Raw genomic sequence first — 13,967 nt, forward strand, 5'->3', positions numbered from 1 at the left:
GGTCTCCGTTACATGCCAGGAGCGGTGCTGCTCTTCTGGTCGGTTCGCAAGCTAGGAGGGGCCACCTGACGATCACCTGAGCGAATTTGTCAGCTTCTTGTCATCTCGGTAATGCTATTGATCGACGATGTGTCTTTTTCGCAATCTTAGCCTGGCGTTGCTCGTGGCGGGCCTGTCACTTCAGGCGCCGGCCCTGCGCGCCGACGACGATCGCCCTTCCGGCGTAAAATCGGGGGTGCCGTCCAACGACGAACTGGCGCGCCAGGTGCGTGAGGGAAAAATCCTGCCCCTCAGCGTCCTAAAGGCGCTGGTTCTGCGCCGAATACCCGGCGAGTTGATCAATGTCAGTGTCGACCGTGAGGACGAGCGCTTAGTTTACGAATTCCGGGTCTTAAGAAGCGGCGGCCAGGTCACGGAAGTCGAGGTGGATGCTGCCGCGGGCAAGATCGTCGAAATCGAGAACGAATAATGCGCGTGTTGCTTGCCGAAGATGATGCGCTTATCGCCCGAGATGTGGTCACCCATCTCACGAGGGCCGGGTTCAATGTCGTGCACGAATCCGATGGTGAAGCTGTGCTGTTTGCGGGCGAGCATGACGATTTCGCGGCCGTCATCCTGGATCTTGGCCTACCCAAGGTCGACGGACTTACGATCCTCAAGAAATGGCGATCGAATGGCCGCGATATGCCCGTTATCATCCTAACCGCGCGCGGTAACTGGGAGGAGCGCGTTGAAGGCATCAATGCGGGTGCGGATGATTATCTTGGCAAGCCGTTCCGCATCGCGGAGCTTTTGGCCAGGCTAAACGCTGTCCTTCGGCGATACTCTGGTCAGGCCAGCGCTGTTCTCTCGTCAGGCGCCATTTCCATCGACACGCGCCGAAGGACAGTTTTGGTCGATGGCCTGCCTGTCGACGTCACCCCACTTGAATACAAGTGCCTTTCGGTCCTCATGCAGAATCGACACCGAGCGGTTTCACAGATCGAACTAACAGAACAGCTTTATTCCCAGGACTTCGAGCGGGAAAGCAATTCCGTCGAGGTTTTGATCGGACGCCTGCGAAGGAAATTGGGGCGGGACGCCATCTTGACGCGTCGAGGCTTCGGTTATCAGATTGCGACGGACGAGACGACATGATGTCGCTGCACGGGCGTTTCATCTTGGCGTCTTTGATCGCGGTGTCGATCTGTCTCGCGGCGGCATCGATGGCGCTGGTCCAAATATTTGCCGATAGCTACAGCAGCCGCATTCAGAATGAATTAACGGGACATATCAACCGGCTTGCGGCTGTTATCCGCTTCTCCGCCGATGGACGAATACAGGTTTCCGCAAATCTCGAAAGCGACCGTTTCCTGCTCCCCTATGGTGGGCTCTACTGGCAAATCGACGATCCCTCCAAGATGGATGTGCTACGTTCACCCTCGCTTTTCGACTATGCCTTGCCACTGCCGGTCGAACCGCATCCCGTTGGCGTCATGCACCAGTATCGCCTTCCGGGGCCTGAAGAAAAGGATGTCCTCGTCCAGGAGCGTGCTTTGCTGTTAGCCGCGCCTGAAGGCAAAAGACCGCTCCGTATTGCGGTTGCGATCAATGCGGACGAGGTTGATCGCGCTCGCACAGCGTTCGCTCTCGATATCCTGCCCTACCTCGGCATTCTTGCTATCCTGCTGGTACTTATGTCCGTAGGTCAGCTTTGGGTGGGATTGCGACCTCTCGACCGCCTCGGGCGGGACCTGGAAGCCGTCCGTAATCGCAAGGCCACCGGTCTGACAGGATCGTACCCGCGCGAAGTCAAACCGCTCGTCGATCGGGTGAACGCGCTGCTGGAAAGCCAGGCCGGGGCGATCGAGAAGGCAAGGGGCAGGGCAAGTGACCTTGCACACGGGCTGAAGACACCTCTGACCGTGCTTGCGAACAATGCTCTCACGCTTCGGGAGAAGGGTGAAATTGAAATCGCCGATGAACTCGACCATCTGGCGGAAACCATGCTTTCTCATGTCGAGCACGAACTTGCTCGCGCCCGGATCAGCCCCACGCCGGACCAACGAAGCGGTGACGCCGACGTCCAGAAAATCGTCGGCGAGATCATCCGGATGCTGCAACACACCGAGGCGGGAGAGCGGCTGAGTTGGGAGACCGAGCTGGAAAAAGACATCATGGTACCGATCGACCCGCATGATTTCCGGGAAATCGCAGGCAACCTTCTTGAGAACGCGTCCAAGTGGGCCAATAGCTGTGTATTGGTCACTGCCGCATACGGTGGCGGCCAGTGTCGCCTGGTGATCGAGGACGATGGGCCGGGTGTTTCGAGCGAGCATCTGCCGGAACTCCCTGGTCGAAGAGTTCGACTTGACCGTCTAAAGCCCGGCTCGGGCCTGGGACTGGCAATCGTGTCGGAAATCGCGAATCTCTATGGCCTGAGCCTGATTTTGGAGAATCGTCTCGAAGGCGGATTCCACGCGGAAATCATCTGTCCGGACGCAACCTCCTCTGTGGAGACCTGACGCATGATACGTTCGGCTGAAGATTGGTTCAAAGCCAGTCTGCTATTGTTCGCATTCGGCGGCCTGGTTGTCGGACTTGGGTTCTATTTCACGGGTCGAACGGAGGGCGCGCAGCTCGCGTGGACCATCGCCACTCTTCCGGTTCTGGCGGCCCTGTTCGTCGAGATAGTGCGAAGCTTGTGGCAAGGAGAACTCGGCCTCGACATCGTTGCGGCGCTGTCGATGTCGGCCGCGCTCGCGTTCGGCGAAACTTTGGCGGCCACCATTGTCGCGCTTATGTACACAGGCGGCGCCTTCCTCGAAAGTTTCGCCGAGGGAAAGGCACGCCGCGAGATGCACGATCTGCTCTCGCGGGTTCCTCGAACCGCGACGCGCTACGTCGGCGAAAGCCTCCAGGAGCTTTCCGTGGATGCCGTGCGGCGCGGCGACCGGTTGCTGATCCGCCAGGGTGATGTCGTTCCTGTCGATGGTACTATCTCGTCGGGGAGCGCCTTCGTCAACATGTCGGCGCTGACGGGGGAATCGCTTCCTGTTTCGTTGACCAAAGGCGCCACGGTCCTCAGTGGATCGGTGAATGCCGGCGATGCGTTCGATATGATCGCACAGCACGAGGCGAAGGACAGTACTTATGCCGGCATCGTTCGTCTGGTAGAAGACGCCCAACGTTCGAAGGCTCCGATGTCGAGACTGGCGGATCGGTGGTCAGTTGGCTTTCTGGTCGTGACCTTGCTGATTGCTTTCGCCGCCTGGTGGTACAGTGGAGATCCAGTGAGGGTGGTTGCGGTTCTGGTGGTGGCAACGCCATGCCCGCTCATCCTTGCCGTACCGGTTGCCCTTGTGGCCGGATTATCGCGTGCGGCGCATTTCGGCGTGCTGGTGAAGGGTGCTCGTCCGCTCGAGAGCATGGCCCGCATCCATACGCTGGTACTGGATAAGACGGGCACCTTGACCGACGGACGGCCCCAGATCGCCTTGATCCACGCACAGCCGGGGTTCAGCGAAGAAGATATACTGCGGCTTGCAGCCTCCATCGACCAGGTATCGAAACATCCGATGGCACAGGCTCTGGTCACGGCAGCTCTGAAACGAGGACTGGACCTTGTCTTGCCCGCAGACGTCACAGAATTTGCTGGCGACGGAGTGACAGGGTATGTCGACGGCCGGGCGGTGGCAGTCGGTGGGCACGATTTTGTTCGGAAGCAGTCCGAAGCCGTGCAGATGGAAATTCCGGACACGGAAGCCGGTTCAGCTTTCGTCGCCATGGCAGTGGACCAGAGGATAGCAGGATATATCGTCATGGCTGACCCCGTGCGGACCGAGGTCGGGGCGACCCTTAGTGGTTTGCGCCAGGAAGGCGTGAAACGCATAGTCCTGGCAACGGGCGACCGTGCTGCCGTCGCCGAACGAATTTGTGAGGGGTTGGCTCTCGATGCGGTTCGCTCCGGTTTGACACCGGACCAGAAAGTTCTGACCGTCTTGAGCGAGCGCAAGAACGGCCCCGTGATGATGGTCGGCGATGGCGTCAACGACGCGCCAGCGCTTGCCGCTGCCGACGTCGGGGTTGCCATGGGTGCTCGAGGAGCCGCAGCGTCCGCGGAAGCGGCCGATGTTGTCCTTCTCGTCGACAGGATAGACAGGCTTCTCACCGGTATCGAGATTGCCAGGCGATCACGGCGTATTGCGATTGAAAGCGTCGTGGTTGGTATCGGTCTCTCGGTCGTCGCGATGGTGGCGGCGGCGTTTGGCTATCTACTTCCTGTTGAGGGCGCGTTGCTCCAGGAGGCCATAGACGTCGCTGTAATTTTGAACGCACTTCGTGCGCTGAGGATTTCACCGACAATTGCCTGACGACCACACAATTTGGCGCGAGTTTCCATCTGCTGATGGTTGTTCGATTTTTTGACGACACATTCAAACAGTATGCCGATTTGCATGTAGCCCGCGAGTTGCGCGGAAACGGGAGCGAGTCGAACACCCAACGCATCGCCTGGCGTACGCGCAACGCTCAGTGGTTGGCCCGACGGTAAATTCGCGAGGCCGTTTGCGGATAGCGCTCGGGTTCGAATGAATGTTCGGTTTTGCCAACTTCCGGCCACGGGGGCCATTACTGGACTATGACAGCCAATCGACAGGTTGTGCCCCAGAAAAGGCTCGATGTCATTGCGTCCTCGTCTGCGTGGCTCAATCGTCAAAATATGTAAAAGGAAACCAAGAATGCAGTTTACGCGAAGCAAATTGGCCGTACTTACTTTTGTTTGCATGGCGTCGCCCGTGTTCGCGGCGACGACCGTTAAAGTCGTTCAGGGCGGAGAGGGCGGCGGTCCGATGACGCTCACGCTCGACCAGTCAACCGTAAAGGCCGGTGAAACAACGTTTCTGGTTCACAATGACGCCGCAACCGAAGAGCACGAGATGGTCCTGGTCAAGCTGAAATCTGCCGACCAGAAGATCGATGTCGTCACGAGCAAGCATCGGGTCGACGAAAAACAGTTGGAGAGCCTTGGCGAAGTGTCGGAATTGAAGCCGGGTGCCGATGGTCAATTGAAGGCTAAGCTCACGCCAGGGTCATATGTTCTGCTCTGCAACATTAAGGGGCACTTTGAAGCTGGCATGCATGCGAAGCTAACGGTGACGGAATAGCGCGTTCGCAAGCCGCCAACTTAAACCCTTTCCTTATCGGCGGGCGGGAATCCCTTGGGGCTAAGCGAGCCACGTGCTCTCCGCGCCCGTCAAGTGGCTCCCGTCCGACACGGTCCCACACGTATTGCTGCCCGGCATGCAGAACACAACCTCAGAGACAAGAAGGGCGGCATCAGGGGCGCACTCCAGCCGAGAGGGCAGTTGCTGCACCCGGTTACTGCCCAGCGCCGCCTGAAAATTCGGTCTTGCCCTTATCGGGCGTAGCTATGGTCAACTGAAAGCCGCCCGTCGCGACAATCGCGACCCCTACTAGAGCCTCAGCGGCCGAACTCGATTGCTTACTAACTTGACGCCCGGCTTTCAATCGCGGCCGCATCTATAGCTCGTTTCGGTTGTTGCTGATTGACCCGATGCTTGAGCAGAGAGGCGCTGCCGGATTGGCGCTTGTAATTATTATGGTTTTGGCTCGCACCGATGCCCGTGTAATAGTCTCCGTCGCACTCCTGTGCAAAAGACGAATGGGGTGGAGCGGAAACTACAAAGACAACAAATGCCGCCAATAACACTCTATATCTTTGAACCATTTATACCTCCATCAATCCTACATAGATCTGTGAGTAAGCGCAGTTGACAAATCGCGGGGCACAGATCCAAACAAGTTAATCACCCGCTCGGGACTATGCGAATTTGTCAGCATAAATAGGCGAATTCGAGACCTCTCCTCTGAATGTTCCAACGTAATTAGCGCCAGTCACTGGCCGTAAGTGTGCGCATCACCCAAGCCCAAACAGCTTGCGGCGCCTGGCTGAGAATTATGACCAGTCCGATGCCGGCATTGAAACCCGTCAGAACCGGGCTTGAGATGAATTTGGCGATAGAAACGGAACCGAAAGCTTCGCTAGCGACAACAGCGCAGCCACGAGGGTTGCCAGGGTGGCAGTTGCTGTCAGCAGCCGCGCCGGGTTTCCATCGGTAACAACCCCGCTGTTTGCGGTGCCCGTCAGAATGTTTAGCGTCGCAGTGGAATTGGCGCCAACAACGCAGGACGAACCAAGCAGGCCGTAGACGGTCATGGGAACGAGGGCTGTTTGGAGCCCGACTCAACCAGAAGGTCAGCGTAAGGGCGGTCGTTACTGCGGGCTGCGCGAGGCTTGAGCCTGCTCGTAGATACCGCATCGAGAGGCCGTCACCCGGAGATGAATTGGCCCACGCCCCTGTAGATCATGTAGCCTGCGACTATGAGGATCAGTGAAGCGAACAATTTGTTGAGCACGCCTTTCCGCGCCGAAAGGTGGGCTGCGACGAATGCGCCAAGCGCACCGCCTGCGACGCCGCCGAGGACAAAGGCCGCTGCCAGCGCCCAATCGACATAGCCGGAAAAAGCGTAGTTCAGGGCCGTCGTCAGCCCAAGTGCGGTGACGGCGACGAGGGAGGAGCCGATAGCATTGATGATCGGCATGCCTGTTGCCGCAATGAGCCCTGGGACGATGAGGAACCCGCCGCCAATTCCAAAGAAACCTGACAGAATGCCCGTCATCCCGCCAAAACCCAGGACTTTAGCGGCATTCTCGGGATTGCATTGGGCTTGGGGATTGCCTTCGGCATCCCCCCGCTTCAGCATAAGCGCGCTGATCACCAGCATCACGAGGGCGAACAGGATCAGCAAGTGCTGGCCGTTGACCATCTTGCCGAGCGTTGAACCGAGGAACGCCCCTGCGACTCCGGCGGCACTGTAGACGACGGCACAGCGCCATTTGACATTGCCAAGGCGCGCGTGAGCGATAAGGTTCGCGAAGGCGTTGGCGGCAACCGCGAGCGCGCTGGTACCGATCGCCAGATGCGCGCTTGGCACGCCGACCAGATAGACCATCAGCGGGACGGCGAGTATCGAACCGCCGCCGCCAAACAGGCCGAGGGCGAAGCCAACCAAAACGCCGGATAGCCCGCCAAGAAAATATTGTAGAGGATCGAGATACATGGATGCTTCGTGGGCTAGGCTTTAGTGCTCGCTGGAGAGTTGGTTTTCAATGCGCCGCCGAGCGAAAAGCGATAGGCCGACATCCCGACCATCATGGCTGCAACGAACACTGCAGTCTCCCATCGGCCGGTCGACAATGCGGCGATCGCCGGACCGGGGCAGAGCCCCACCAACCCCCAGCCGAGCCCGAAAAGGGCCGCGCCAGTCACCAGCTTCCAGTCGATAGAGGCATTTTCTGGCACATGGAAGCGGCTGTCGAGCAGTGGCGCCGCGCGGCGAGCGCGGATGATGTAGGCGGCGCCGGAGGGGATGAGGGCGCCTCCCATGACAAACGCCAGCGACGGATCCCAGTTGCCGGCGACATCGAGGAACGCCAGCACACGTGCGGGGTTGATCATGTCGGAGACCACCAACCCCGCCCCAAAGAGGAGGCCACAAAGAATGGATGCCAGGATACGAGCGCTCATAATTGACCTCCTAGAAGATGGCGGGTCACGAAGACGGTAATGCCTGCAGCGGCCATGAAGATTGCTGTTGCAGCGAGCGAACGCCGCGAAAGACGCGCGATGCCGCAAACGCCGTGACCGCTCGTGCAGCCGGAACCGAGCCGTGTGCCATAACCGACGATCAGTCCTGCGGCGATCAACAACGCAGGCGAGGAGGTGATGGCGACGTGGGGTTCTCGAACAAGGAAGGACGTGAACCAGGCGCCGGCGATGATGCCTGCGAGAAAGCCCAGTCCCAACTTGTTGATCCCGCCACTTGTCAGGCCCGCTGCCGCGGCCGTAAGACCGGAAACTCCGGCTATCCGGCCGTTTAGCAGGAGGTAAAGGCCCGCCGACAGGCCGATTAGAAGGCCACCGGTTAATGGCCAAAGATAGTTGAGCTCACTCATCGCTGTCACAACCTGTTGACGGGGATTTTAAGATAGTGCACGCCGTTGTCTTCTGCGGGTGGCAGCCGGCCTGCGCGCATGTTGACCTGCACTGAAGGCAGGATCAGGTTGGGCATCGAAAGTGTCGCGTCTCGCGCAGTCCGCATTTTGACAAATGCGTCCTCATCAACGCCCTCGCGAACGTGAACATTACCGGTTCGTTCCGCGCCAACGGTGGTTTCCCAAGCAAATTGCTCGCGGCCCGGTGCCTTGTAGTCGTGACACAAGAGCATGCGAGCCTCGTCCGGGAGATGCATCAGTCTTTGGATCGATCGATAAAGCTGGCGCGCATCGCCGCCCGGGAAGTCACAGCGTGCCGTACCATAGTCGGGCATGAAAAGCGTATCGCCTGGGAACACGGCGTCGCCTATGACGTAGGCGAGACAGGCGGGAGTGTGTCCTGGAACATGCAAGACCGTTGCCGCGAGGCCGCCAACCTTGAACCGATCACCGTCCTGAAAGAGCCGGTCGAATTGGCTCCCGTCTCGTTGGAACTCCGAGCCGGCATTGAAGATCTTCCCGAAGGCCTCCTGCACCTGAGTGATTTCTCGGCCGATTGCGAGTGCGCCGCCCAGTTCGGTCTGCAGCAGCGGGGCTGCAGATAGGTGATCTGCATGGGCATGCGTCTCCAGAAGCCATTGCACTTCGAGACTTTCTGATTTTACGTAATTAATGAGCGCCCGTGCAGAGTCATTCATTGTTCGCCCGGAGGCGGGATCGTAATCCAGTACGCTGTCGATAATGGCACAGGCGCTCGATACCGGATCGCGAACCACATGGCTGACGGTGAACGTTACGGGGTCGAAGAACGACTTTATCGCTGGCCTCTTCGTTGGTTCGCCTTGGGCGGCGAGGATAATTCCGCGTGCGTGGGAAAGCGCAACATCCGTCATGGACTGATCTCCTAGATACGTCGATAGATATCTAGTTACAGTAAATATACAAGTATGTGTAGATGGAATTGTTAGAGTTTATGGGCTATAGCCAGCCAAGCACACATCGTTCAGGACGTTCGAAATGATAGACAACGCTCTTCGACCCGAGGCACGCTCTTTAAGGATCAATGATGAAGCACCAGGCTTTTCGGCCCGGTCGACGGCAGGAGAGGTGTCGCTTGCCGACTATCGGGGACGTTGGGTGTTGTTCTTTTCCCATCCGGCCGATTTCACTCCGGTCTGCACGAGTGAAATCATCGCCTTTGCGCGTGCAAAAGAGCGTTTTGCTGCATTCGATTGCGATCTCCTGGGCGTCTCAGTGGATGGCCTTTACTCGCACCTTGCCTGGTTGCGCGATGTCGAGCGGACCTTTGGTATTCAAGTGGAGTTCCCGTTAATCGAAGATCCGTCGATGGCCATCGCGCAAGCCTACGGCATGCTCGATAGCGCTTCGCCAAGCAGTGCTACCGTGAGGGCCGCATATGTAATCGACCCCAAAGGCGTCATCCGCGCCATTGTCTGGTATCCGACCAATATTGGTCGGTCCGTAGACGAACTGCTGCGCCTTGTTGAAGCCTTGCAAGTCTCTCAGTCCGAAGGTGCTTCCACGCCTGAAGGTTGGCGATCCGGAGGCGTGCTCTTGGAACTGCCGGCAACGACCATGAAGGAAGCGGCAGCAACTGGTGAGGTAACGGGGGCCTGGTACTATAGGGAGCGAATCACGTGAGCAGGAAGAACATTCCCATTGAAACGCTTCAGAGCAAGGCCGCCGAGGCAGCTGAATTTATGCGCGCGTTCAGCACGCCAAGCCGGCTGATGCTGCTTTGCCACATTGCCCAACAGGAACGTTCGGTTGGTGAAATCCAGAATGAACTCGGACTTAAACAGCCAGCACTTTCGCAACAGCTTGCGGAACTACGCCAGGCAGGACTGGTTAAGACGCGCCGAGAATCGAGGGCAATCTACTATTCCATCGCCGATGGACGAATTGAAGCGGTTATGGACCTGCTCCTGACGCTCTTTTGCGCGGACGACGATATGCAAGATCATCGCCGCGGACAATTCCCTGCCGATGCAACGCCCGCCTCTCACGAGATGGAGTTCGGCGAGGCTGCACAATTCGCACGGCTGGATCCGATCCGGTAGACGCTGATGATGTGACCGGCATTCAAATTGCTCACAAACGCCTAAGCTGCCGTCAGTTAGGGAAGCTCGCCAAGCCTCCAGATAAAATCGCTCGTTGTACCGTCCGCGACAACTCGACCAGATCCGTGAGGAGCTGGTCGCGCCCTTGATCATCCGACCGTGACCTGCTTTTGTTACCTCCCGGCGATAGCAATGGTCGAAGGTTTTGGGAAACGCCTGTCGACGACTGAGAGAGTTAAAGTGAGGCGTTGAATGTGGTTCGCTGAAAAGTGGACGTCACGGACAGGTGGTGCATTTAAGTTGCTCTCGACCGGTCGAATACGGGCGTTCGTGCGACAATCCGAGCTTGGCCTTCTCTTACTTGGGGTCGCCAGCGGTATCTGCGCCGGTTTGGTCGTGGTCGTCGTCAGCCTCACGGCGCAGACTATGCACGCGCTCATTTTCGAAGTTCCACTCGGCGAGCGTCTAAGCGGCTGGACGGATCTTGATCCCCGCATTGCTGTCTCGGCGCCCTTGGCAGGCGGAGTAATCCTAGGGATTGTCATGCTCGTCGTGGCACGGTGGCGTAAGCGCCCGATCGTCGATCCTATCGAAGCGAACGCGCTTCATGGTGGGCGAATGTCCGTTACTGACAGCGTCATCGTCGTCGTTCAGAACCTGATTTCTAACGGTTTCGGGGCTTCGGTTGGACTTGAGGCTGGTTATACACAGCTATCGTCCGCCTTCTCATCGAAGGTCGGCATCATCATGAAATTGCGTAGGGGGGATCTCCGGTTGCTCGTCGGGTGCGGATCCGCAGGGGCGATCGCGGCTGCGTTCAACGCACCCCTGACAGGGGCCTTCTACGCGTTCGAGTTGATCACAGGTTCCTACAATATTGCGAGCCTCGCACCTGTCGTTGTCTCCGCACTTGTTGCGACAATGGTTGCTCGCGTCTTCATTCCGAGTGGCTTCATTATCGATGCCGAAGCGTTCCGCTCTGTCGCCACCACGGATTACCTACCAGCCCTGCTCCTGGGCTTTTTCTGTGCGGCGAGTGGCATCCTGCTGATGAGAGGAGTTTCACTTGTGGAAGAAACCGCCCGCAAAAGCGCTGTTCCTCCCGTTGTCCGCCCTGCGCTGGGTGGCATTGTCGTCGGTATTTTAGCGTTGGTTTCTCCGCAGATCTTGTCGGGTGGGCATGGGGCACTTCATCTGACCCTTGATCAAAAGGTCGGAGTCTCGGCACTTGTCTCATTGTTCTTGTTAAAGGCCGTCGCCTCTGCCGTTTCCATTGGTGCAGGCTTCCGCGGCGGCCTCTTCTTCGCGTCACTGTTTCTGGGTGCTCTCCTTGGGAAAATCTATGCAATCGGCGCCAACCTGTTGTTAGCAAGCAGCGCGCTTTCCGAAACCACCTATGCCGTCATGGGAATGAGCTGCCTTGCGGCGGCAGTCATCGGTGGGCCGTTGACCATGACGTTTCTCGCGCTCGAGGTTACCGGAGACTTCCCGATCACGGCCTTGACCCTTGCTGCCGTGATCACCGCGTCAGTAACGGTGAGGTCCACCTTCGGGTATTCGTTTGCCACATGGCGCTTCCATCTGCGTGGGGAAAGTATCCGCAGTGCCCATGATGTGGGCTGGATCCGAAACCTGACCGTCGACAAAATGATGCGTTTGGACATGAGGACGGCAAACGCTGGAATGACAGCGGGTGCGTTCAAGTTGGCGTTTCCGCTTGGATCAACACAGCGGGTCATCATCCTCGACGATCAGGGCAAATACGCTGGTCTCATCATTGTGCCCGATCTATTCTCCGATCCGGAAATTGAGCCGGAGCAGCATATCGCCGACTTCATCCGGCACAAGAATGCGTTCCTGTCACCTAACATGAACGCCAAGCAGGCCGCAGCGATTTTCGACGACGCCGAGAGTGAAGAGCTTGCGGTGCTCAACAACAACATCGAGCGAAGGGTGGTCGGTCTTTTGACCGAAAGCCACACGCTTCGCCGATACAGCGAAGAGCTCGAGAAGCGACGGCGCGAGGTCTCTGGAGAAGTCTGAACCTTGGCTTTGAAATTCGTCTCTTAACTTCTGACCTTTTCCCCAGAATAGCAGGGAGCCGCTCAGCCAATCATTGAGGCATCTTGGCTGGGCAGAAAGCCGAAAAGGCATCGAATTCAGTGCTTGGTCGGTTATGTGTATTGTGGTGCCCGTCAACTGGATTGCATCAAAGCAGACGGTCCGGCGCTGCTTTTCGTTGCGTACGAAGCCGTATCCGCCAAAAGCACGCGTACGGAACTGCCCGGGGTTGACACTTATCTCAGCGGGGCATGCCGCGTGCAACGGCTGGAGCAGGGCAGGGAGGCGTCGGATCTTCGTCTTTGGCGGCAGTCGTTTTAACGCCAAACGAACTCACGCCGAACTCCCCTTTCGGACGAGGAGCTTCCCGGCGGTACAGTGATCGTATTTTGATATAGACGGATACCCACTTTAAATTGGCCGTCGATTGATTTAAATTTAGACGCATGACCAATTTAAATCGTACGCAGACATTCATCAAACGCAAGGCCGTCTCGATGGTGGAGACGGCGCTGTCGGATACGCGCGTCGTTCTGGTTGCAGGACCAAGGCAAGCAGGCAAGACGACGCTTGCGCGACAGTTCTCAGGGCCGGAGCGGCCGTACTACACGCTCGATGACGCCGGGACGCTTAGCGCCGCCAAGTCCGACCCGATAGGCTTTGTCCGCGGCCTCGACCGCGCGGTTATCGATGAAGTTCAACGCGCGCCCGAATTGATGTTGGCGATAAAGGAAAGCGTCGATCGCAACGGTGAACCCGGCCGCTTCCTGCTCACGGGCTCAGCGAACCTCGCCACCGTGCCCGCGGTTGCAGATTCTCTTGCTGGGCGCATGGCCCTGGTCTCATTGCTCCCGTTTGCGCAGGCAGAAATCCGATCTACACCGGGCCACTTTCTCGATCGCATCTTTGCGGGAGAGGTCCCGGCGATAGCGGACGAACTTGCTCTGGGCGACGACCTTCTTGAGGTCGTTGTACGTGGGGGGTATCCCGAGGTCGTACGAAGGACACAGCCCGCCCGACGCACCGCATGGCTTGAAGACTATGTGACACTTATCCTTGACAGAGACGTGCGCGACATTGCCAACATCGATCAGTTGGGTAGGTTGCCGCGCCTACTTGATGTCTTGGCAGAGCATGCGGGGCAATTGGTCAATCACAGTGGATTCGGCTCGGCTCTCGGACTATCGAGTGTCACCGCTCAAAAGTATGTCGCGATCCTCGAACGGCTCTTTCTTGTCCGAACGCTCGCGCCATGGTCCAACAATCGGCTTAGTCGCCTGGTGAAAACACCGAAGTTGCATTTTCTTGACACAGGCTTGCTCGCAGCCCTGCGCGAAGACGATGTAAACCGCATCCGCGAAGACAGGACGCGTTTCGGTCCATTGCTCGAGAGCTTCGTGGTATCCGAGCTCATGAAGCTTGCATCTTGGTCCGACCGCCGACTTTCGTTCTCTCACTATCGAACGAAGGATCAGACCGAGGTCGATGTTATTCTCGAGGACCGGCGCGGTCGGGTCGTGGGCATCGAAGTCAAGGCATCGTCGACGGTCAGGGCTGAGGACTTCAAAGGACTGCGGCAGTTGCAGGAGGCGGTGGGCGACCGCTTCCTACACGGCATCATTTTGCACGATCACGACCGCGTGACGCCATTTGGTGAAAAATTGCATGCTGCCCCGCTTTCGGTCCTGTGGACGATGTAAAATCGCGTAACAAGTATTATGGAACTTCGGCATATCGGCGGAGCGAGACTTGAATCGCCCTTGCTTAAG

At 58.0% G+C, this 13,967-nt stretch carries 13 protein-coding genes; 9 read left to right on the top strand and 4 right to left on the bottom strand.

All coding sequences use genetic code 11. The features are described 5' to 3' along the window. The first annotated feature begins 163 nt into the window (after positions 1-163). The 5 genes from JVX98_RS30950 to JVX98_RS30970 all read left to right on the top strand — a co-directional run bounded on the left by JVX98_RS30950 (position 164) and on the right by JVX98_RS30970 (position 5,144). Entirely contained in the window at positions 164-469 is a 306-nt protein-coding gene (locus JVX98_RS30950) for a PepSY domain-containing protein (RefSeq protein WP_246765082.1), read from the top strand. After that, a complete protein-coding gene (locus tag JVX98_RS30955) occupies positions 469-1,137 on the top strand; it encodes a response regulator transcription factor (protein ID WP_205239650.1) in 669 nt (222 codons plus the stop codon). Before JVX98_RS30950 ends, JVX98_RS30955 begins: the two co-directional genes overlap by 1 nt. Further along, positions 1,134-2,504: a HAMP domain-containing sensor histidine kinase gene (locus tag JVX98_RS30960; RefSeq protein ID WP_205239651.1), complete on the top strand. Its 1,371-nt coding sequence runs from the start codon at positions 1,134-1,136 to the stop codon at positions 2,502-2,504. The genes JVX98_RS30955 and JVX98_RS30960 overlap by 4 nt, the downstream gene beginning before the upstream one ends. A gap of 3 nt (positions 2,505-2,507) precedes the next feature. Continuing rightward, the gene (locus JVX98_RS30965; protein WP_205239652.1) at positions 2,508-4,352 is read left to right on the top strand and encodes a heavy metal translocating P-type ATPase; all 1,845 of its coding nucleotides are present in this window, start codon (positions 2,508-2,510) and stop codon (positions 4,350-4,352) included. Positions 4,353-4,718: 366 nt separating this feature from the next. After that, complete coding sequence (locus tag JVX98_RS30970) at positions 4,719-5,144, top strand: plastocyanin/azurin family copper-binding protein (RefSeq protein ID WP_192448495.1); 426 nt, start codon at positions 4,719-4,721, stop codon at positions 5,142-5,144. A 1,186-nt stretch (positions 5,145-6,330) separates the two neighbouring features. Here JVX98_RS30970 and JVX98_RS30975 read toward each other — a convergent pair. The 4 genes from JVX98_RS30975 to JVX98_RS30990 are packed head-to-tail and all read right to left on the bottom strand — an operon-like array spanning position 6,331 to position 8,949. Then, a complete protein-coding gene (locus JVX98_RS30975; RefSeq protein ID WP_205239653.1) occupies positions 6,331-7,122 on the bottom strand; it encodes a sulfite exporter TauE/SafE family protein in 792 nt (263 codons plus the stop codon). 14 nt (positions 7,123-7,136) lie between these two features. Continuing rightward, complete coding sequence (locus tag JVX98_RS30980; protein WP_205239654.1) at positions 7,137-7,589, bottom strand: YeeE/YedE family protein; 453 nt, start codon at positions 7,587-7,589, stop codon at positions 7,137-7,139. Then, on the bottom strand, positions 7,586-8,017 hold the full coding sequence (locus tag JVX98_RS30985) for a YeeE/YedE family protein (protein ID WP_192448498.1): 432 nt from the start codon (positions 8,015-8,017) through the stop codon (positions 7,586-7,588). The genes JVX98_RS30980 and JVX98_RS30985 overlap by 4 nt, the downstream gene beginning before the upstream one ends. A 5-nt stretch (positions 8,018-8,022) precedes the next feature. After that, positions 8,023-8,949 carry an MBL fold metallo-hydrolase gene (locus JVX98_RS30990; protein ID WP_205239655.1) on the bottom strand — a complete coding sequence of 309 codons (927 nt, stop codon included), beginning with the start codon at positions 8,947-8,949 and terminating at the stop codon, positions 8,023-8,025. A 124-nt stretch (positions 8,950-9,073) separates the two neighbouring features. Here JVX98_RS30990 and JVX98_RS30995 point away from each other — a divergent pair, with 124 nt between their 5' ends. From JVX98_RS30995 to JVX98_RS31010, 4 genes are all read left to right on the top strand, one after another. After that, a complete protein-coding gene (locus JVX98_RS30995) occupies positions 9,074-9,718 on the top strand; it encodes a peroxiredoxin (RefSeq protein WP_205239656.1) in 645 nt (214 codons plus the stop codon). Then, positions 9,715-10,137: a helix-turn-helix transcriptional regulator gene (locus tag JVX98_RS31000; RefSeq protein ID WP_246765083.1), complete on the top strand. Its 423-nt coding sequence runs from the start codon at positions 9,715-9,717 to the stop codon at positions 10,135-10,137. The genes JVX98_RS30995 and JVX98_RS31000 overlap by 4 nt, the downstream gene beginning before the upstream one ends. A gap of 252 nt (positions 10,138-10,389) precedes the next feature. After that, positions 10,390-12,180, top strand: a complete 1,791-nt coding sequence (locus tag JVX98_RS31005; protein ID WP_205239657.1) for a chloride channel protein — start codon at positions 10,390-10,392, stop codon at positions 12,178-12,180. A 464-nt stretch (positions 12,181-12,644) separates the two neighbouring features. After that, positions 12,645-13,898 carry an ATP-binding protein gene (locus tag JVX98_RS31010; RefSeq protein ID WP_205239658.1) on the top strand — a complete coding sequence of 418 codons (1,254 nt, stop codon included), beginning with the start codon at positions 12,645-12,647 and terminating at the stop codon, positions 13,896-13,898. The last annotated feature ends 69 nt before the right edge of the window (positions 13,899-13,967 follow it).

Source organism: Ensifer sp. PDNC004, from assembly GCF_016919405.1.
Classification (GTDB): Bacteria; Pseudomonadota; Alphaproteobacteria; order Rhizobiales; family Rhizobiaceae; genus Ensifer.

Coding starts and splice junctions, on each gene's coding strand:
- JVX98_RS30955 (WP_205239650.1), top strand. CDS start 469: ATGCGCGTGTTGCTTGCCGAAGATGATGCGCTTATCGCCCGAGATGTG.
- JVX98_RS30960 (WP_205239651.1), top strand. CDS start 1,134: ATGATGTCGCTGCACGGGCGTTTCATCTTGGCGTCTTTGATCGCGGTG.
- JVX98_RS30965 (WP_205239652.1), top strand. CDS start 2,508: ATGATACGTTCGGCTGAAGATTGGTTCAAAGCCAGTCTGCTATTGTTC.
- JVX98_RS30970 (WP_192448495.1), top strand. CDS start 4,719: ATGCAGTTTACGCGAAGCAAATTGGCCGTACTTACTTTTGTTTGCATG.
- JVX98_RS30975 (WP_205239653.1), bottom strand. CDS start 7,122: ATGTATCTCGATCCTCTACAATATTTTCTTGGCGGGCTATCCGGCGTT.
- JVX98_RS30980 (WP_205239654.1), bottom strand. CDS start 7,589: ATGAGCGCTCGTATCCTGGCATCCATTCTTTGTGGCCTCCTCTTTGGG.
- JVX98_RS30985 (WP_192448498.1), bottom strand. CDS start 8,017: ATGAGTGAGCTCAACTATCTTTGGCCATTAACCGGTGGCCTTCTAATC.
- JVX98_RS30990 (WP_205239655.1), bottom strand. CDS start 8,949: ATGACGGATGTTGCGCTTTCCCACGCACGCGGAATTATCCTCGCCGCC.
- JVX98_RS30995 (WP_205239656.1), top strand. CDS start 9,074: ATGATAGACAACGCTCTTCGACCCGAGGCACGCTCTTTAAGGATCAAT.
- JVX98_RS31005 (WP_205239657.1), top strand. CDS start 10,390: ATGTGGTTCGCTGAAAAGTGGACGTCACGGACAGGTGGTGCATTTAAG.
- JVX98_RS31010 (WP_205239658.1), top strand. CDS start 12,645: ATGACCAATTTAAATCGTACGCAGACATTCATCAAACGCAAGGCCGTC.